This window comes from uncultured Devosia sp. (genome assembly GCF_964244875.1).
Lineage (GTDB): Bacteria > Pseudomonadota > Alphaproteobacteria > Rhizobiales > Devosiaceae > Devosia.
On the sequence record NZ_CAXTKA010000003.1, the window covers coordinates 68222 to 85376 of the forward strand.

Here is a 17155-nt window from a genome sequence, read left to right on the forward strand (position 1 = left end):
CCAGCGTCAGGCCGGTTCGAGCACTCCCGGATCGAAGGCCAGCAACCCGTTCGTCGTCCCGACCTTGATGCAGCGGGCCATATGGGCCCGGGCATCGGTGATGGGCACCGGCATGGCGGCGGTGCAGGCCGGCACGGCATAAGGGCAACGTGGGGCAAAGCTGCAACCATCGGGCAAGGCGCGCAGGTCGGGCGGCGTTCCGGCTATGGCTTCGAGCGGGGCCCCGCGCTGCTGGTCCTTGATGGTGGAGGCCAGCATGGCCTTGGTATAGGGATGCTGGGGATTAACCAGCACGTCGCGCGCCTCGCCATATTCGATAATACGGCCGGCATACATGACCGCCACCTTGTCGGCGATCTGGGCGGCAACGCCCAGGTCGTGGGTGACGAAGATCATCGACATGCCCATGTCGCGCTGCAGCTTGCGCAACAGCACCAGCACCTGGATTTGCACCGAGGCGTCGAGCGCGGTGGTCGGCTCGTCGGCCAGCAGCAGGCTGGGGCGGCAGGACAGCGCCACGGCGATCATGGCGCGCTGGCGCAGCCCCCCCGACAGCTCGTGCGGATAGGCCTTGAGGCGGCGCTCCGGCGAAGGCACGCGCACCAGCTCGAGCAATTCCAGCGCCCGCTTCCAGGCGGCATCGCGGTCAAGCTTTTCGTGGCGCATCACGGTTTCGGCGATCTGGTCGCCAATGGTGTAGAGCGGGTCGAGCGCCGTCATCGGCTCCTGGAAGATCATCGAGATGGTCGAGCCGCGCAACTGGCCCATGGTCTTGTCGCTGACTTTGGTGATGTCGTGCTCGCCCACCAGCATGGTGCCGTCGATGACGCTGCGCTTCTTGGGATGCAGGCGCAGCAACGAGCGCATCATCACCGATTTGCCAGAACCGGACTCGCCGATGACGCAGAGCACTTCACCCTTGGCGAGATCGAACGACACGCCGTTTACCGCCTTGACCGTGGCCTCGCGGCTGACGAAGCGTACCTTGAGATCATCGACATGCACGAAGGGATCGGCGGGCTTGGGGTGACGCTGGATCAATGCCAGGTCGGGCGATTTCATCTCGTTCATGGCGAAACTCCAAGATGAGCCCAGCTCATCGCGTTTGCCGGCTTGGGTGCTTTGGTGTGGCCTGAGCCGGCGTGGACCATGTGGCAGGCCGCCAGATGCCGGTCGGGCGTTGCCTTGAGCACATCGCCCAAGGCCGGCGCCTTGGACATGCACACCTCCTCGACATACGGGCAGCGGGTGTGAAAGCGGCATCCGGAGGGCGGATTGACCGGATTGGGCGGGTCGCCCGCCAAGGGCGCGGCCTCGACCCGATCGGCCGGGTCCATGCTCAGGCGGCATTCCAGCAGCGCCTGGGTATAGGGGTGCTTGGGCGCGTCGTAAATCTTGCCGACCGGCCCGATCTCGACCACCTGACCCAGATACATCACCAGCACTCGATCCGAGATGTAGCGGACCACATGCAGGTCATGGGAAATGAAGATATAGGTGAGGTTGAACTGTTCCTTCAGATCGCCGAGCAGGTTGAGCACCTGCGCTTCGACCGATTTGTCGAGCGCAGAAACGGCTTCGTCAAGGATCAACAGCCGCGGGTCCAGCGCCAGGGCGCGGGCGATGTTGACGCGCTGCTTCTGTCCACCCGACAGCTCGTGCGGATAGCGCTGGCCGAACCGGTCCGACTTGAGACCCACCTTGTCCAGCAGCGCTCGGGCCTGCTCCTTGGCCTGCTTGGCCGAGGCGCCCTGCACCTTGGGGCCATAGGCGACAGACTGCTCGATCGGCAGTCGCGGATTGAGCGAGGAATAGCTGTCCTGAAACACCATCTGCAGCGACCGGCGCAGGCCGTCGAGAGCCACGCCGAGCTTTTCGCCCACCGGATCGCCATCGAGGATCAGGTGCCCCGCATCCTTGTCCATCAGGTACATCAACAGGCGCGCCAGGGTCGACTTGCCGCAGCCGCTTTCCCCGACAATGCCGAGGGTTTCACCCTTGAGCACGTAGAACGAGATGTCGTCCACGGCCTTGACCTCGGCCACCTGGCGATTGAGCAGGCCGGCCCGGATCGGGAAATACTTCTTGATATTTTCCACGATCAGCATGGGCTGGGCCGGACCACCGCGGTCGCGGCTGTCGGGAGCGTCGTCGATCGCGTCGATCAGATCGGTCATTGTGAAATCCTTTCGATCAAGCCTTGACGTCCATGGCCTGGCGCAAGCCATCGCTCACCAGGTTGAAGGCAATGGAAGTGATGAGAATGGCGACGCCGGGCACGGCCGTGACCAGCGGCTCGACATAGATCGATTGCCGCAGCGTCGACAGCATCAGGCCCCAATCGGCGGTTGGCGGCGAGACGCCGAGGCCGAGGAAGGACAGCCCGGAGGCCAGGATGATCGACACCGAAACCAGTGTCGAGGCATAGACCAGCACCGGCGACAGCACGTTGATCAGCACATGGGTGAAGATGATCGACGGGGTGGACGCGCCACTGGCCCTGGCAGCGTCGACGAAATCCATGGTCCGCACCTGGCTGGTGGCCGTTTCGGCGACGCGGCACAGCGGCGGGATCAAGACGACCGTCAGAGTCAGCATCTGGTTGGTGATGCCCCCACCCAGGCTGCCGGAAATGGCGACGGCCAGCAGCACCGATGGAAAGGCGAAGAACACGTCCATGGTGCGCATGATGACCATGTTGACCTTGCCGCCATAATAGCCTGCAACGACGCCGAACAGGCCGCCGATCACGGTGGCGAGAAAGACGGGCATGATGCCCATCAGCAGCGATACGCGCCCGCCATAGAGCATGCGGCTGAGCAGGTCGCGGCCCTGCTCGTCGGTGCCCAGGAAATACTTCTCGTGAAATATCGGCCGCAGGCGGTTGGCCATGCTGGACTTGTCGGGGTCCATCGGCGCCAGCCATGGCGCGAATATCGCCGACAGCACGATCAGGATGATCAGCGCCATGCAGAACAGGGTGACATAGTCGTAGCGCAAGCGGTTCCAGACGCTCCCCCAATAGCTGCGAACGCGGTCGGCAGCGACAGGCGGGGCGGTGGGAACCGAAACGAGATGGGCCGGAATATCGGACATGAACTGCTCCCTCAGGCGCGTTTGATGCGAGGATCGATCAGCGACTGGGCCAGATCGACGACGAGGTTGATGAGCACGAACACCGTCGCGAGCACGAGAATGGTGCCCTGCAGCAGCGGGATATCGCGGGTGAGGATGGCTTTGTTGAGCAGGAACCCCGTGCCGGGCCAGGTGAACACCGTTTCCACCAGCACCGAGCCGCCGATCAGATAGCCGAGCTGCAGGCCCAGCATGGCGACGGCCTGGGGCATGATATTGCGCACGGCATGGAACATGACGGCGGTTTCGCTCAGGCCCTTGGCGCGCAGGGTCTGCACGAAATCCTGGTTGAGGATTTCCGCCAGCGAGGCGCGCGTGGTCCGCGTCATGATGCCCAGGGGCGGCAGCGCCAGGGCGATGATCGGCATGATCGCGAACTTGAAGTCGTTCCAGTCGAAATAGTTGAAAGTTTTCGAGCCGCTGGCGCCCATGCCGGTGGCAGGCAGCCAGAACATGTTGACCGCAAAGACGATGACCAGCACCACGCCCAGCCAGAAGGTGGGCACGCTGATGCCGAACACGGCGACGGCGGTGATCGCCTTGTCGATGATGCTGCCCGAGCGGTAGGCGGCGATGACACCCAGAATCATCGACAGCACGAAGGCCAGCACCACCGAGATCAGGGCGATGGTGATGGTATTGCCGAACGCGCGGAACACCTCGGCGGCCACCGGCGCATTGTTGGCGATGGACATGCCCAGATCGCCGGTCAGCACCTTGCCGATCCAGATGACATATTGAATGGGCAAGGGCTGGTCGAGCCCGTAGGCGGCACGCAGGCGATCGGCGTCGGCTTGCGATGCGGTTGGCGACAACAGGTTCTGGATCGGATCACCCGGCGCGATCTGGACCAGGGCGAAGCAGATGACCGTGACGCCGAACAGGATCGGCAGGGTCAGGACGAGGCGCCGGAGCGCATAGAGCCACATCTGATGTCTCCAATATTATTGCTGCAACAATTTCCTAAAGTAGCCGCGGGCACCGGGGCGCCCGCCGCAGGCGTGCCGACCGGTTATGGTGCAACCACGATCGGGGTCAGATCCTGGAACCAGCTTTGAGCCTGGACAAAGCCGGAAAGCTTGGGCGAGAGCGCGCGCGGGTTGAGATCGTGCACGATGTAGAGTTCGGACGCGTCGGCCACGACGGCTTCGTTCATCTTGGTCAGCAGGGCATTGCGCTTGTCGGCATCAAACTCGGCGATGGCCTGGGCGCCCAGGGCATCGACTTCATCGTTTTTATAGACGCCCCAGTTGCAGCAATTGGGCGAAGCACTGGTGCTCATCCACTTCTTGAGCACGCCCTGCACGGCATCGATGGGAGCCATGGAAAAGTTGATGGCGTTGTATTCGGTGCCGTCCGCGCCGGCCAGGAACACGCCGATCAGTGCATTCCAGTCCATCGGGATCAGTTCGACCTGAAATCCGGCGGCGTCGAGCTGCTCCTTGACCAATTCGTTCATCGGCAGCGGCTGCATCTGGCCCGACCCGGAGGTGGAAATGCCCACCTTGATGACGCAGGGCATGCAGCCCGCCTCGGTCAGCAACGCCGTGGCCTTTTCCGGATCGTAGTCATACTTGACCGGATTGCCGTACCAGGGCTGCGACGGGATCAGCGTCTGGTCGGCCGCCGTGGCGACACCTTGCAGCATGTCGACCATGTCCTGCCGGTTCACCGCGTAGTTGGCGGCCTGGCGGACGCGCACGTCATTGAACGGGGGTACGTCCATGCGGAACATGTAGTCCCAATTGTGCGGATAGGGGACAGTGATGATGTTCATCCCGGCGCCCTTGAGGCGCGGAATGGTGTCGGGCGATGGCGCCTCGACGAAATCCACCTGGCCCGAGAGCAGCGCCGCGGCACGGGTCGACGCTTCCGGCATGGGCAGCAGCACCAGGCGGTCGTGCTTGGGAATACGATCCGCGTTCCAGTAATTGGGGTTTTTCACCAGTTCGAGTCGCTCATGCGGCACGACGCTGTCGAACATATAGGGACCGGTGCCGGAGGGATGGGCACCGTATTTGACGTAGTCGTTGCCGGCCGCCTCCACGGCACAGTTCGAGATCATGTAATACATCGCCATTTCGTAGGGAAACAGCGAGCTAGGCGCCTTGGTACTGATCGCGATGGTATAGTCGTCCACTTTTTCGACGCCGGCGATCTGGGCCGTATAGGTCCCCATTTGGCCGACATGACGCGGATTGAACTGCGGCGATGCGGTATCCATGACGCGGGCGAAATTCCACACCGCGGAGTCCGCATTCCAGTCGCAGCCGTCGTGGAACTTGACGCCTTCGCGCAGGTGATAGATCCAGCGCGTGTTGTTGGCCGGGTCGATCTCCCAGCTGGTGGCGAGGCCCGGCAAGATATCGGCCGCCTTGTCGGAACTCGACAGGTCCCACAGGGCCAGGGCGTCGTAAAGGGTGTAGCCGGCGAACCGATAGCCCTCGTAACCCTGATCTGGTGCGCCGGTGAAGTCGGGGATGTCGGCGGCGGTCATGGCGACGCGAAGGACGCTTTCCTGCGCCTGGGCAGTCCCGACAAGGCCAGCGCCGGCAAGCACAGCGAAAGCCGCGACTTTCAACACGCCACGCATTCTCGATGAATTCATAGTGCTTTCTCCTGCAAGCGGATGCGCCGGGGCGAGGCGCTGCAGCGATGATGTTGCAAAGGCCGTGCCAGCTTGTGGAGCGTTCTGATAACGCCACACGCCGAGCCAGCTAAAATGTTCCATCTAAAAGGATTTTTGCGCTGCATTGGAGCTATGCAGAAGCATCGGAAGGCAAAAACATGCTTTTGTTGCAAAGCGATAGGGTGGAACAAGCCACCAAATCGCGCAAAAACTGTGCAACTTGTCTAATAATCTACCATTTGACATTATCGTTTTCAAATATCGAATAATGGATTATAGGGTGATGGTTCCTCCAGAAGGCTTGCCATGACACAGCCAAATTCCACCCCCGACAGCGCCGACATCGAGCAGCGCTTCCGCAATGCCGGCGTCGTGCCGCCGGCCGATCGCGCGGCCGGCACTTATGCCAATGCGCAAAGATTGCTGACGAGCCTGCATTGGCTGCGCCAGCCGCGCACGGTGGCGGCCGAGCCCTCCAACACTTTCAGCCTTGCGACCAAGGATTGACCGATGAGCATGTCCCGCCCCCTCAATGAACTGTCCATCGCCGAAGCCGGCAAGGCCCTGCGCAGCGGCACGGTGACCGCGCGCGCCCTGACCGAAGACGCCTTGACGCGCATCGCCGCAGTCGATCCGGACGTGCATGCCTTCGTGTTGATCACGGCGGATCGCGCGCTGGCCGATGCCGACAAGGCCGATGCAGCCTTCGCCAGCGGCACCGATCTTGGCCCGATGCAGGGCATTCCCTATGCGCTCAAGGATATCTACGGCACTGCCGGCATTCGGACCACGGCGCATTCCAACCTCTTGCGCGACAATGTGCCCAAGACCGACTCCACTGTCGCGGCAAAGCTGGCGGCGGGTGGCGGCGTGCTGCTGGGCAAGGTCGGCACTTTCGAGTTCGCCATCGGCGGGCCCAGCTTTGATCTGCCCTTTCCACCCGCGCGTAATCCCTGGAACCTCGATCATTTCACCGGCGGTTCGTCATCCGGATCAGCCGCCGCCGTCGCAGCCGGGATGATGCGAATGGCCATGGGGTCCGATACCGGCGGCTCGATCCGGGGCCCGGCGGCCTTTTGCGGCACGGTCGGGCTCAAGCCCACCTATGGCCGGGTGTCGCGCTATGGCGTTCTGCCCCTCGCCTATTCGCTCGATCATTGCGGTCCTCTGTCCTGGAGCGTCGAGGATACGGCGCTGACCATGCAGGTGATATCGGGCTATGACCCGCTCGATCCCGCTTCGGCCAATGTCCCAGTGCCCGATTTCAGCGCTGCCATGGGCCAGGACCTGACAGGGCTCAAGATCGGCTACACGCGCAAGTTCTACCTTGAAAATCCCTTTCTGACCGCGGACGCGACCAAGGCGCTCGATGCCACGGCGCAGCAACTGGCCGCGCTTGGCGCCAGCGTGGACGAAGTCGACATGCCCGCCTTCGAGCAGTTCGATGCCTGTTGCCGGGTAATCATGTTCTCGGAGGCCTATGCCATTCATGAGGCCGACATCAAGAACCGGCCGCATGCCTACGGCCGCTATGCCTACCAGCACCTGATTTCGGGTGCGGTTCTATCGGCGGCCGACTACGTGCAGGCGCAGCGCTTGCGGCGCGAATTGACTGCCGCGGTCAATCAGGACCTGCTGGCCACCTTTGACGCCCTGCTAGCGCCCAATGCCTTGGGGACAGCGGCGCCCTTCTCCGACTTCGGCCCCGATGCGGGCCGCTGGGGCGGCATGATGACCGGGCCGTTCAACGTCACTGGCAATCCCGCGCTCGCGCTTCCCATCGGCTTTGGAGCCGATGGACTGCCGCTCAGTGCGCAAATCGTTGGCCGGCCGTTCGACGAGCCAACCGTGCTGCGGATCGGCGCGGCCTATGAGGCCGTTGCGGGCATCACCCAGCAGCGCCCCCAGCGTCCACTCCAGGCCAAGGCTGCGTGATCATGCTGTACAATTTGCCTGACGACGATCTGCACTATGCCTCGCTGCTCGATGTTGCGAGCCTGATTAAGGCCGGCGACCTGTCGCCCGTGACCGTCACCCAAATGATGCTCGAGCGCATCGCGGCGATCGATCCAGCGCTCAATTCCTACCTGTCGGTGACCGGCGAAAGCGCGCTCGCCGAGGCCGAAACCGCCAAGGCCGAGATCGCGTCCGGCCGCTATCGCGGCCCGCTGCATGGCGTGCCGATCGCCATCAAGGACCTGTTCCACACCAAGGGCGTAGCCTCGACCTTCGGCTCGCTGGCCTACAAGGATTTTGTCTCTGACAAGGACGCCACCATCGGGCATCGGCTAAAGATGGCCGGCGCGATCATCCTGGGTCGCCTGCATCTGCATGAGGGTGCATTCGGCGAACACCACCCGGCCCTGGGCCGCTGCATCAACCCCTGGAACAAGGATTATTGGCCCGGCGGCTCGTCATCCGGCTCGGGTGCGGCAACGGCGGCGGGCCTCTGCTTTGGCAGCCTGGGCACCGATACCGGGGGCTCGATCCGCTTCCCATCGGCGGCCAATGGCGTGACCGGGCTCAAGCCGACCTGGGGCCGCGCCAGCCGCTATGGCGTGTTTCCGCTCGCCGACTCGCTGGACACCATCGGGCCGATGACCCGCAACGCCGCCGACGCGGCGGCCATGTTCAGCGCCTTTGCCGGCGCCGACCCCATGGACCCGACCAGCCTGGCGGCGCCAGTGCCCGATTATCTCGCAGCGCTCGACGGGGTCCTCGGTGCTCGCGACATGCGGATCGGCGTGGACACGGCCTATCTCGAGACCGGCGTCGACGACGAAACCATCGCGGCCATTCGCGGCGTGGTGGAGATGTTCAAGGCGCTGGGCGCCACGATCGTCGAAGTCAAAGTGCCCGCGCGGGTGGACGCCACCTTCGCGCAGATGGTCATCACCGATACCGAAAGCGTTTACTTTCACAAAAAGGTCTACGAGGCCGACAAATCCCTGTTCGGGCCGCAGCTGGCGGCCGCCATGGAACGCGGGCTGCATTATGACTCGATGACCCTGGCCAAGGCCTACATCACCCGCGATCGCTTCAAGGGCGAGATCGCGCGGATGTTCGAGGGCATGGATGCGCTGATCTCGCCGGTCTATCCGATGGTGGGCGCGCTCTACGACAAGATGGACGAGCATCTGGCCGACCTGCAGAGTTTTTTGGGCTTCACCTCGCCGTTCAACGTCGCGGGCAGCCCGAGCGTCACCATGCCTTGCGGCATGGCTGCAGTCGGCATGCCGATCGGCGTGCAACTGATCGGTCCGCATCTGAGCGAGGCCGGCCTGCTCAAGGCGGCTCATGCCTATCAACAGGCGACCGACTGGCACCTGCGCCGCCCCCCGATTTCCTGATTTCACCGAACGGAGTAATCGCTCATGGCACTCGACGACATCCATTACCAATCCCTGACCACGGTCGCCAAGCACATCCAGAACCGCGATATTTCTCCGGTCGAAGTGACCGAAGCGATCCTGTCGCGGATCGAAACCTATGATCAGGGGCTCAATTCCTACACCACCATTACTTCGGACCTGGCGATCGCCCAGGCCAGGAAGGCCGAGGCCGAAATCGGCAAGGGCATCTATCGCGGGCCGATGCACGGCATCCCGATCGCGGTCAAGGATCTGTGCTTTACCCAGGGCATCACCACGACCGGGGGCATGACCATCTATGCCGATTTCAAGCCGGACCACGACGCCACCGTCGTCACCAAGCTGGCCGATGCCGGCTCGGTGCTGCTGGGCAAGCTGCACATGACCGAAGGCGCAACGCTGGAGCACCATCCCGACATGCCCGAGCCGGTCAATCCATGGAAATCGGACCTTTGGACCGGGGTGTCCTCGTCAGGCTCGGGCGTGTCGGCGGCGGCCGGCCTGGCCTATGCCACGATCGGGTCCGACACCGGCGGCTCGATCCGCTTTCCCGCGGCCTGCAATGGGCTGACCGGGGTCAAGCCGACCTGGGGCCTGATCAGCCGCTTCGGCATTTTCGACCTGGCGGCCACCTATGACCATCTGGGGCCGATGGCCCGCTCGGCAGCAGACGCGGCGGTCATGCTGCAGACGCTGGCCGGCTGGGACGCCAAGGACACGACGACGCTGACGGCGCCGATCCCGAACTACTACGACGAACTCGACGGCATCTATGGCGCTCGCGGCATCAAGATCGGGCTGGATTGGGACTTCGTCGGCACCGACGCCGACCCGGTGACCATTGGCTTTCTCGAGGACGCCGTTGCGGCCCTGGTCGAGATCGGCGCGACCACCCGGCCGGTCAAATTTCCGTCGATCACGGCGCTGCTCGAGCACAACATGGCCATGACCATGGCGGAAACCGCGGCGCATCATGATAAGACCTATCCCTCGCGCAAGGACATGTATGGTCCGGGGCTGGCCGCCATGATCGACAGCGGCCGCGACGCGACGGCCATCGACATCGGCAAGGGCATCATCGAGCGCTACAAGTTCCGCGGCGCAATGGCGGCGATGTTTACCGATATCGACATCTTCGTCATGCCGGTCTTTCGCCTGGGCACGCCGACCTGGAGCGAAGTGCGCGCCTCCGTGGCGGAAAGTTTCGACACCATCGGCAAGTTCACCTCGCCCATCAACGCCACGGGCAATCCGACCGTTACCCTGCCCTGCGGCTATACCGAAGACGGCCGCCCGGTCGCGTTCCAGCTGGTCGGCAAGCACGGCTCAGAGGCCATGCTGCTCAAGGTCGCCCATGCCTATCAGCAAGCCACCGACTGGCACACGCGCCGCCCGCCGGGGTTATGAACTTGAGCAATTGGGCAATCAAGGGTGTGCTACTCGCGTCCGGCACCACCGCGTCGGACGCAGCGCACTTGAGTCGCCGTGCTCCGTAGTCCACCCACCCACAACGTCATTCCCGCGCAAGCGGGAACCCAGTCCTTGACATGCAAAGCGCCAAACCTCGCATTCCCGTTAGCGCGGGAATGCGGTTGCAACCCGTTAAAATCGTCCGGAAACCCGGCGGCCAACGTGTCCTTACTGGATCAATTCGCGCAGCAGGTTGCGCAGTTCGGCGGCGCCATCGGACTCCAGCAGTTCAACGATACGCTGCTCCTGGGCGCTGGACACGCCGCGCAGGCGTTTGTAGAGCGTCTTGCCGGCCGGCGCCGTGAGGATGAGCACGCGGCGGCGATCATGCGGATCGGGCGCGCGATACACCAGGTTATCAGCGACCATCTTGTCGATGATCTTGGTCAGCGTCGGCGGCTCGATCATCGACTGGCCGGCGATCTCGCCCATGGCGCAGGGTTCGCTGGCATCCAGCACTTCAAGAATGCGAAACTGCTCGATCGGCACCCCGCCCGGCCGCAAGCGCTCTTCCAGCTCGTTTTCGAGCTGACGGTTCACGCTCGCGATCATATAGGCCAGCTGGTCCTTCATGCGCATCGTTGCCATGGCACCCTCCTCCTTCGTATCTCGTTCATTGCAGTTTCCACTAAACGGTTCGCTACCAAATCCGACATCCAAACCAACGTCCTGCCGGCTGTTACCGTTCAGGCGTCGTGTTTACTCCCCGGCGGAATCGGCAAGACGATCCGGTGCACTGGATAGCACCACGATTAGAGACTGACAATATTTCATTTTCAATTAATTTGGTGACGCTCGGCAGCGCTTAGTGCGTCAGCGCCGCCACGACCTGGAGCGTTACCCCCTCCGCCCGGCCCATATAGACCATGGGCCATTTGCCGACAGGTTTGTCACCCAGCATATGACGGGCCTTCGGCCGCGGCATGGGCCGGTGCAGATGATGCGCCAGGGCGCGGCTGTTGCGGGTCTGCAGGTCTCGCGCCAGCCCGGCCAAGACATGCAGCCCCTCATAATACCCGACGCTGCCGGCCGAAACCGGCGGCGCGAGCGCGCCAAACGCGTCGTGATACCGTTCCAGAAAATGATCGTTCGATCGGGAGTGATGATCCGCAAAATAGCTGGCGGCAGTGAAAAGGTTGTTCGATGACTCGGCGCCGATCCCGCAAATCACTGTCTCATCGACGATCAGACCGAAACGCAGCATTTTCGCGTCGAGCCCCGCAGCGGCAAACGCGCGGTTGAATTCGACCGAACTCAGCCCGATCAGCGCCTGGATAACGACCTGCGCGCCGCTTTGGGCAATCTGCTTGAGCAATTCGGCATAACTGGCCATTTTCGTCGGCACGATGGCGTGTCCGACCAGATGCGCCCCCTGCTCCCGCATCAGTCGTTGCGTGGTCGTCAGCGCCATGCGCGGCCAGATATAATCGTTGCCGACAAAGAAGAACCGCTCGGCTTTCTTCTCGCTGCGCAGCCATTGCAGCGCCGGCGCCATCAATTCGTGGTCGGTACTACCAATGGCCACGGTGGATGGACCACAGGCAATCCCCTCATATTGCGGCGTGTAGATATAAGGCACCTTGCCGGCCACGCGGCGGCTGACCGCATCGCGCACATTGCTGGCGTGTCCCCCAACGATCGCATCGACCCCGTCGACTTCGATCAAGGTATCAACCGCATCGATCGCCTCGCGGATGGAAAAGCCGCAGTCACCGACGACAAGTTCGATTTCCTCGCCCAGTATGCCACCGGCGGCATTGATCTCGGCGGCGCCCACCAGGGCCGCAGCATCCATGGAGGGGCCCCACATGCCGCCGACACCGCTTCTGGGATGCAGCAATCCAACTCTCATCGTCCGCCCTTTCGACAGGAGCCCCGCAGTCGCGGGATCCGATGACCCTGCCGCTCGGCAGATCGCGTGTTCCCGAAACACTTGCCCAGGCAATAGTTCGTCACAACGCCGACACACTGCAACGCCGATTCCCCCGTGTCAAACGTTTGATGCAATTTTCACCGATCATCAAAACAGCCCATATTTTGGGCAATCACCATGAAACAATACACTTGCTATTTCGATATTTTGATATTTGATTATCTGTATTGGTTACAATCAGGAGATTATCATGGACGCGAGGGCGCCTGCCGGATTGGGGACTGCAGATGACCTGGCTTACCTCAGCTTGATGGCGGTATCGGATTTGATCCGGTCCGGCGCAGTCAGCCCTGTCGAGGTGACCGAAACCATGCTGGCGCGGATCGAGGCGTTCGATGGCGCGCTGCAAAGTTATACCACCGCGCTGCCCGAACAGGCTCGCGCCGCCGCAAAACTGGCCGAGCAGGAACTGCAGGCCGGCATCTGGCGCGGGCCGCTGCATGGGGTGCCGATCGCGGTCAAGGATCTCTGTGACACCACATTCGCGCCGACCAGCGCCGGCATGTTCATCCACAACGACTACATGGCCAAAACCAACGCGACGGTGATCGACCGACTGCAAGCCGCCGGCGCAGTGATCTTGGGCAAGCTGTCCATGACCGAAGGCGCGATGTCCGGCCACCATCCCGAAATGAAAACTCCGGTCAACCCGTGGCTGCCCGAGGTATGGACCGGCGCCTCGTCGTCGGGCTCGGGCGTCGCGACCGCCGCCGGCCTCTGCTATGGCGCGCTCGGTTCGGACACCGGAGGGTCCATCCGCCTGCCCTGCACCGCCAATGGGCTCGTGGGGTCCAAGGCGACCTGGGGCCGGGTCAGCCGTGCCGGCGTCTGGGCGCTTGCCGATTCGCTGGACCATGTGGGCCCGATGACCCGATCAGTCGCCGATGCCGCCGCCATGCTCGCGGTCATTGCCGGCCACGATCCGCGCGATCCGACCAGCCTCAACGACCCGGTTCCCGACTATCTCGCGGCCTTGGGCGGCTCCATCGCGGGGCTCCGGATCGGCATCGACGAAAGCTATATCTTTGGCGACGTGGATCCCCAGGTCGTCGCCATGATGCAAGACACGATCGCGACCTTTGCCGCGCTCGGGGCCCGCCTCGTGCCAGTGAAGTTCCCCTCGCTTGAAGGGCTCGGCGACTACTGGATGCAGATTTGCGCTGCAGAATGTGCTGTTGCCCATGCCCCCACCTTTCCAAGCCGCGCCGACGAGTACGGTCCCGTGCTGCGGGGGATCATCGAACACGGCCATTCCCTGAGCGGCGTGGCGGTGGCGGCGGCCCTGCAATACCGCCTCAAGCTGAACGGCGCCGTTGCCCGCGCCATGCTCGATTGTGACGTGCTGCTGGTTCCGGGCATTCCCGGCCCGGTCGATGACGCGGCGAACTGGAGCGGCAGCGACAGCGCCAGCAAGGTGGGCGACGTGGTCCGCTTCACCGCCGTCTTCGACATGACCGGCCAGCCGACCCTGTCGCTCAATGGCGGGTTCGACAGGCGCGGCGTGCCGATGGGCTTCCAGCTGATCGGGCACCATCTCGACGAGGCGCTGCTGTTTAAGGCCGGGCATGCCTTTCAGGCGGTCACCAGTTGGCACAGCCACCACCCAAATCTGCACTAACCCATTCAACTCAGGACATTGCCATGCACCAGGTTTCCATACCCCAGCACATCATCGATCGGGTCCGCGCGGTGCGCGGCCGGGACCACATTTTCGACGGCATCGATTTGAGCAAGACCGCCCACGTGATCGTCGACATGCAGGTCGGCTTCGTGGCGCCGGGCGCACCCATCGAAGTGCCGATGACGCGCCAGATCAGCGACACCATCAATACCATCTCCAGCGCCGTTCGCGCGGGCGGCGGCGTCAACGTGTTCACCCGCTATACCTACGATCCGAGCGAAAAGATCAGCTGGGACCTCTGGTTCAAGACGCTGGGCGTCACCCAGCTGGCCGCTCAGGCCAAGATGGGACCGGGTATGCCCGATTGGCAGATCGATCCTTGCATGGAGGTGAAGGATGGTGACATCGTCGTCGACAAGACGCGCTTTTCAGCGCTGATTCCGGGCACTTGCGACATGGATGAACAGCTCAAGGCCCGCGGCGTCGACACCCTGATCATCAGTGGCACGCTGACCAATTGCTGTTGCGAGAGCACGGCGCGCGATGCCCAGCAGATGGGCTATAAGGTCATTTTCATGAGCGATGCCAATGCGACCCTGAGCGACGAGGAGCATCTGGGGACGCTGATCAGCATGTACACCATTTTTGCCGATGTCATGGACACGCCATACCTGCTCGGCCTGATTGACAAATCCGCCCAGGCCAAGGCGGCGTGATCCGCCTCCGGATATTCCCGATGCATCCGTTTCTCCAAGGGTCTTGCACATGAACGCCTTAGTCCAGACGACCGCTGCAGCGGAAATCAATGTTGTCGAACTGACCATCGCCGACGTGCAGCGGGGGTTCGCCGATGGCAGCTTCACCTCGGAAACGCTGACGCTGGCGTTTCTTGCCCGCATCGAGCGCTATGAGCCTTACTACAACGCCTTTACCTTCATGAACCCGGATGCGCTGGTTGATGCCAGGGCGATCGACGCGCGTCGCGCCGCCGGCGAAAAGCTCGGTCCGCTGGCCGGCGTGCCCGTCGTCATCAAGGAGGCGATGGATTTCGTCGGCCTGCCCTCGACAGCCGGCTGGGCGCCATTGGCCAGCGTGGCCGGTGGGTTCGACCTGATGCCGGAATACGATGCGCCGGTGGTGGCTCGGCTCAAGGCCGCTGGTGCGGTCATCCTGGGCAAGACCAATATCCCCGCTTTCAGCCGCGACGGCACCCGCGCCAATACCAGTTGGGACGGCCCAACCTACAATGCCGTCGATCGCGCCATTGCGCCCGGCGCCAGTTCGAGCGGCACGGCCACAGCGATTGCCGCAAGCTTTGCGGTAGTCGGACTGGCCGAGGAGACCGGCGGCTCGATCCAGAACCCGGGCGCCGCGCAAAGCCTGGTCAGCGTCAAGCCGACGTTCGCGCTGATCCCCAATACGGGGGTAGCGCCGCTCGCGGGCTCGACCCGTGACGTGGTGGGTCCACACGCCAGAACCGTCGCCGATGCAGCGCTGCTGCTCGACGTGCTGGCGGGTTATACGAGCGAAGATCCCAAGACCGTCGCCTCGATCGGCATGATCCCCGAAGGCGGTTATGCGAGCAGGCTGAGCCCGACCGCGCTCAACAGCGCCCGCGTCGGCCTTTATGGCGCAGGCTGGCGGACGCAGGCCTTATCCGCCGAAGCACAAACGCTTTACGACGCTGCGATTGCCGAAGTGAAAGCGCGCGGCGCCGTCCTGGTCGATGATCCATTTCTGGGCACCGACTTCGTCAGGCTGGCATCGGGCGAGGAGTTCGATCAGCGCGGCCTTGAATCGATGCCGCATGATTTCGACAATTTCCTGCGCCGCATGGGTCCATCGGCCAAGGCCAACAGCCTGAACGCTCTTGCCGCCCTGCTGGCGGTCAATCCGTTCTCGCCCGAGGGCCCGCTGGGCATGCACCTGGTTCAGCCGATATTGAAAAAGTCGCTGGAGAACCCGGCTTTGCCGCCCGACCTCAGTGAATTTCTCGCGGCACGCACGGCTTACCTCAAGACGTTCAACAGCGTGATGAAGCAGCATGATCTGGATGTGCTGATTTTTCCCCAGATGTCGGCCGAGCTGCCTGGCATTTTCGGCACCGAAAACTATCCATCGACAACGGTGTCGGAAATCAATATTGCCGGATTACCCGGCGTTACGGTCCCGGCCGGCCGCTTCGCCAATGGCTCGCCCTTTGCGCTGATCCTGGTTGGGCCGATGTGGAGCGAGGCGCAATTGCTTGGCTACGCCTATGACTACGAGCAGGCCAGCCGGCACCGGATCGTTCCCGTGCTGGAGGAAACGATGTATACCGGAACATCGCAGCCCAAATGACGGCATTGCCCGGACTTGGGCACTCACCAGACAGAAGAACCGGGGCCGCAGCTCCCGAGAGGACATCATGCGCAGACTGCCGATCACCATCATCGCCTTGCTGTTTCCCACCGCAGCCTTCGCGCATCCCGACATCAGCCATGCGGCGGGATTGCTGCACGGCTTCGAGCACCCGCTGGGCGGCATCGATCATATCCTGGCCATGGTGGCAGTCGGCATATTCGCCTTTGTTTTGGGTGGCCGCGCACTCTATCTGGTACCGCTCAGTTTTGTGGCGATGATGATCGCCGGTTTCCTGCTCGGCGCGAGTGCGATCGACGTGCCCTTCGTGGAGTTGGGCATAGCACTGTCCAGCATCGTCATCGGTGGCGCTGCGGCATTGGGACGGCCCATGCCGGTTGTTGGCGCGATGACGCTCGTTGGCGTTTTCGCGCTCTTTCACGGGCATGCCCATGGCGCGGAAATGCCGGCCGATGGCGGCGGCGTCCTCTATGCGGCAGGCTTTGTCGCGGCGACAGCCGTGCTGCATGTGACGGGTATCGGCGCGGCGCTGCTTGGCACCAAGCTGATCGGTCGCTATGGCCGGCTCGCCGCCCGGATTGCCGGCGGCGTCTTCGCGATCGGCGGCATTGGCGTGCTGTCGGGTTGGGTCTGAC

The 17155-nt window shown here is 63.1% G+C and carries 15 protein-coding genes; 8 read left to right on the forward strand and 7 right to left on the reverse strand.

Features of this window, described 5'->3' with window-relative positions:
- Positions 1 to 6: 6 nt before the first annotated feature.
- The 5 genes from ACFE8X_RS05050 to ACFE8X_RS05070 form a co-directional block, all read right to left on the reverse strand.
- Positions 7 to 1062 (reverse strand): ABC transporter ATP-binding protein, encoded by a 1056-nt coding sequence (locus ACFE8X_RS05050; RefSeq protein WP_375450578.1) that lies wholly within the window; start codon positions 1060 to 1062, stop codon positions 7 to 9.
- Positions 1063 to 1067: 5 nt separating this feature from the next.
- The gene (locus ACFE8X_RS05055; protein ID WP_375450362.1) at positions 1068 to 2177 is read right to left on the reverse strand and encodes an ABC transporter ATP-binding protein; all 1110 of its coding nucleotides are present in this window, start codon (positions 2175 to 2177) and stop codon (positions 1068 to 1070) included.
- Between the two features lie 16 nt (positions 2178 to 2193).
- The gene (locus ACFE8X_RS05060; RefSeq protein WP_375450363.1) at positions 2194 to 3096 is read right to left on the reverse strand and encodes an ABC transporter permease; all 903 of its coding nucleotides are present in this window, start codon (positions 3094 to 3096) and stop codon (positions 2194 to 2196) included.
- An 11-nt stretch (positions 3097 to 3107) separates the two neighbouring features.
- A complete protein-coding gene (locus ACFE8X_RS05065) occupies positions 3108 to 4064 on the reverse strand; it encodes an ABC transporter permease (RefSeq protein WP_375450364.1) in 957 nt (318 codons plus the stop codon).
- Between the two features lie 83 nt (positions 4065 to 4147).
- On the reverse strand, positions 4148 to 5743 hold the full coding sequence (locus ACFE8X_RS05070; RefSeq protein ID WP_375450365.1) for an ABC transporter substrate-binding protein: 1596 nt from the start codon (positions 5741 to 5743) through the stop codon (positions 4148 to 4150).
- 327 nt (positions 5744 to 6070) lie between these two features.
- On the opposite strand from ACFE8X_RS05070, the gene ACFE8X_RS05075 reads away from it, so the two are divergent.
- Genes ACFE8X_RS05075 through ACFE8X_RS05090 form a run of 4 tightly spaced genes read left to right on the forward strand, consistent with a single transcriptional unit; the run spans position 6071 to position 10542 of the window.
- On the forward strand, positions 6071 to 6271 hold the full coding sequence (locus ACFE8X_RS05075; protein ID WP_375450366.1) for a hypothetical protein: 201 nt from the start codon (positions 6071 to 6073) through the stop codon (positions 6269 to 6271).
- Between the two features lie 3 nt (positions 6272 to 6274).
- The gene (locus ACFE8X_RS05080; protein ID WP_375450367.1) at positions 6275 to 7699 is read left to right on the forward strand and encodes an amidase; all 1425 of its coding nucleotides are present in this window, start codon (positions 6275 to 6277) and stop codon (positions 7697 to 7699) included.
- A 2-nt stretch (positions 7700 to 7701) separates the two neighbouring features.
- Positions 7702 to 9114 (forward strand): amidase, encoded by a 1413-nt coding sequence (locus ACFE8X_RS05085; RefSeq protein ID WP_375450368.1) that lies wholly within the window; start codon positions 7702 to 7704, stop codon positions 9112 to 9114.
- A gap of 24 nt (positions 9115 to 9138) precedes the next feature.
- Complete coding sequence (locus ACFE8X_RS05090) at positions 9139 to 10542, forward strand: amidase (RefSeq protein ID WP_375450369.1); 1404 nt, start codon at positions 9139 to 9141, stop codon at positions 10540 to 10542.
- Positions 10543 to 10773: 231 nt separating this feature from the next.
- On the opposite strand, the gene ACFE8X_RS05095 is transcribed toward ACFE8X_RS05090, so the two are convergent.
- Together ACFE8X_RS05095 and ACFE8X_RS05100 are read right to left on the reverse strand one after the other, a co-directional pair.
- Positions 10774 to 11193 (reverse strand): MarR family winged helix-turn-helix transcriptional regulator, encoded by a 420-nt coding sequence (locus tag ACFE8X_RS05095; protein ID WP_375450370.1) that lies wholly within the window; start codon positions 11191 to 11193, stop codon positions 10774 to 10776.
- 217 nt (positions 11194 to 11410) lie between these two features.
- Positions 11411 to 12457, reverse strand: a complete 1047-nt coding sequence (locus ACFE8X_RS05100; RefSeq protein WP_375450371.1) for a substrate-binding domain-containing protein — start codon at positions 12455 to 12457, stop codon at positions 11411 to 11413.
- Positions 12458 to 12728: 271 nt separating this feature from the next.
- Between ACFE8X_RS05100 and ACFE8X_RS05105 the strand changes: the two genes are divergently transcribed.
- From ACFE8X_RS05105 to ACFE8X_RS05120, 4 genes are all read left to right on the forward strand, one after another.
- The gene (locus ACFE8X_RS05105; RefSeq protein WP_375450372.1) at positions 12729 to 14156 is read left to right on the forward strand and encodes an amidase; all 1428 of its coding nucleotides are present in this window, start codon (positions 12729 to 12731) and stop codon (positions 14154 to 14156) included.
- Positions 14157 to 14179: 23 nt separating this feature from the next.
- Positions 14180 to 14875 (forward strand): cysteine hydrolase, encoded by a 696-nt coding sequence (locus ACFE8X_RS05110; protein ID WP_375450373.1) that lies wholly within the window; start codon positions 14180 to 14182, stop codon positions 14873 to 14875.
- A 49-nt stretch (positions 14876 to 14924) separates the two neighbouring features.
- A complete protein-coding gene (locus tag ACFE8X_RS05115; protein WP_375450374.1) occupies positions 14925 to 16499 on the forward strand; it encodes an amidase in 1575 nt (524 codons plus the stop codon).
- A gap of 67 nt (positions 16500 to 16566) precedes the next feature.
- Complete coding sequence (locus ACFE8X_RS05120) at positions 16567 to 17154, forward strand: HupE/UreJ family protein (protein WP_375450375.1); 588 nt, start codon at positions 16567 to 16569, stop codon at positions 17152 to 17154.
- Position 17155 lies beyond the last annotated feature (1 nt).

Bases quoted from the DNA above. Each gene is read 5' to 3' on its own strand.
- ACFE8X_RS05050 (WP_375450578.1), bottom strand. From the start codon at position 1,062: ATGAAATCGCCCGACCTGGCATTGATCCAGCGTCACCCCAAGCCCGCC.
- ACFE8X_RS05055 (WP_375450362.1), bottom strand. From the start codon at position 2,177: ATGACCGATCTGATCGACGCGATCGACGACGCTCCCGACAGCCGCGAC.
- ACFE8X_RS05060 (WP_375450363.1), bottom strand. From the start codon at position 3,096: ATGTCCGATATTCCGGCCCATCTCGTTTCGGTTCCCACCGCCCCGCCT.
- ACFE8X_RS05065 (WP_375450364.1), bottom strand. From the start codon at position 4,064: ATGTGGCTCTATGCGCTCCGGCGCCTCGTCCTGACCCTGCCGATCCTG.
- ACFE8X_RS05070 (WP_375450365.1), bottom strand. From the start codon at position 5,743: ATGAATTCATCGAGAATGCGTGGCGTGTTGAAAGTCGCGGCTTTCGCT.
- ACFE8X_RS05075 (WP_375450366.1), top strand. From the start codon at position 6,071: ATGACACAGCCAAATTCCACCCCCGACAGCGCCGACATCGAGCAGCGC.
- ACFE8X_RS05080 (WP_375450367.1), top strand. From the start codon at position 6,275: ATGAGCATGTCCCGCCCCCTCAATGAACTGTCCATCGCCGAAGCCGGC.
- ACFE8X_RS05085 (WP_375450368.1), top strand. From the start codon at position 7,702: ATGCTGTACAATTTGCCTGACGACGATCTGCACTATGCCTCGCTGCTC.
- ACFE8X_RS05090 (WP_375450369.1), top strand. From the start codon at position 9,139: ATGGCACTCGACGACATCCATTACCAATCCCTGACCACGGTCGCCAAG.
- ACFE8X_RS05095 (WP_375450370.1), bottom strand. From the start codon at position 11,193: ATGGCAACGATGCGCATGAAGGACCAGCTGGCCTATATGATCGCGAGC.
- ACFE8X_RS05100 (WP_375450371.1), bottom strand. From the start codon at position 12,457: ATGAGAGTTGGATTGCTGCATCCCAGAAGCGGTGTCGGCGGCATGTGG.
- ACFE8X_RS05105 (WP_375450372.1), top strand. From the start codon at position 12,729: ATGGACGCGAGGGCGCCTGCCGGATTGGGGACTGCAGATGACCTGGCT.
- ACFE8X_RS05110 (WP_375450373.1), top strand. From the start codon at position 14,180: ATGCACCAGGTTTCCATACCCCAGCACATCATCGATCGGGTCCGCGCG.
- ACFE8X_RS05115 (WP_375450374.1), top strand. From the start codon at position 14,925: ATGAACGCCTTAGTCCAGACGACCGCTGCAGCGGAAATCAATGTTGTC.
- ACFE8X_RS05120 (WP_375450375.1), top strand. From the start codon at position 16,567: ATGCGCAGACTGCCGATCACCATCATCGCCTTGCTGTTTCCCACCGCA.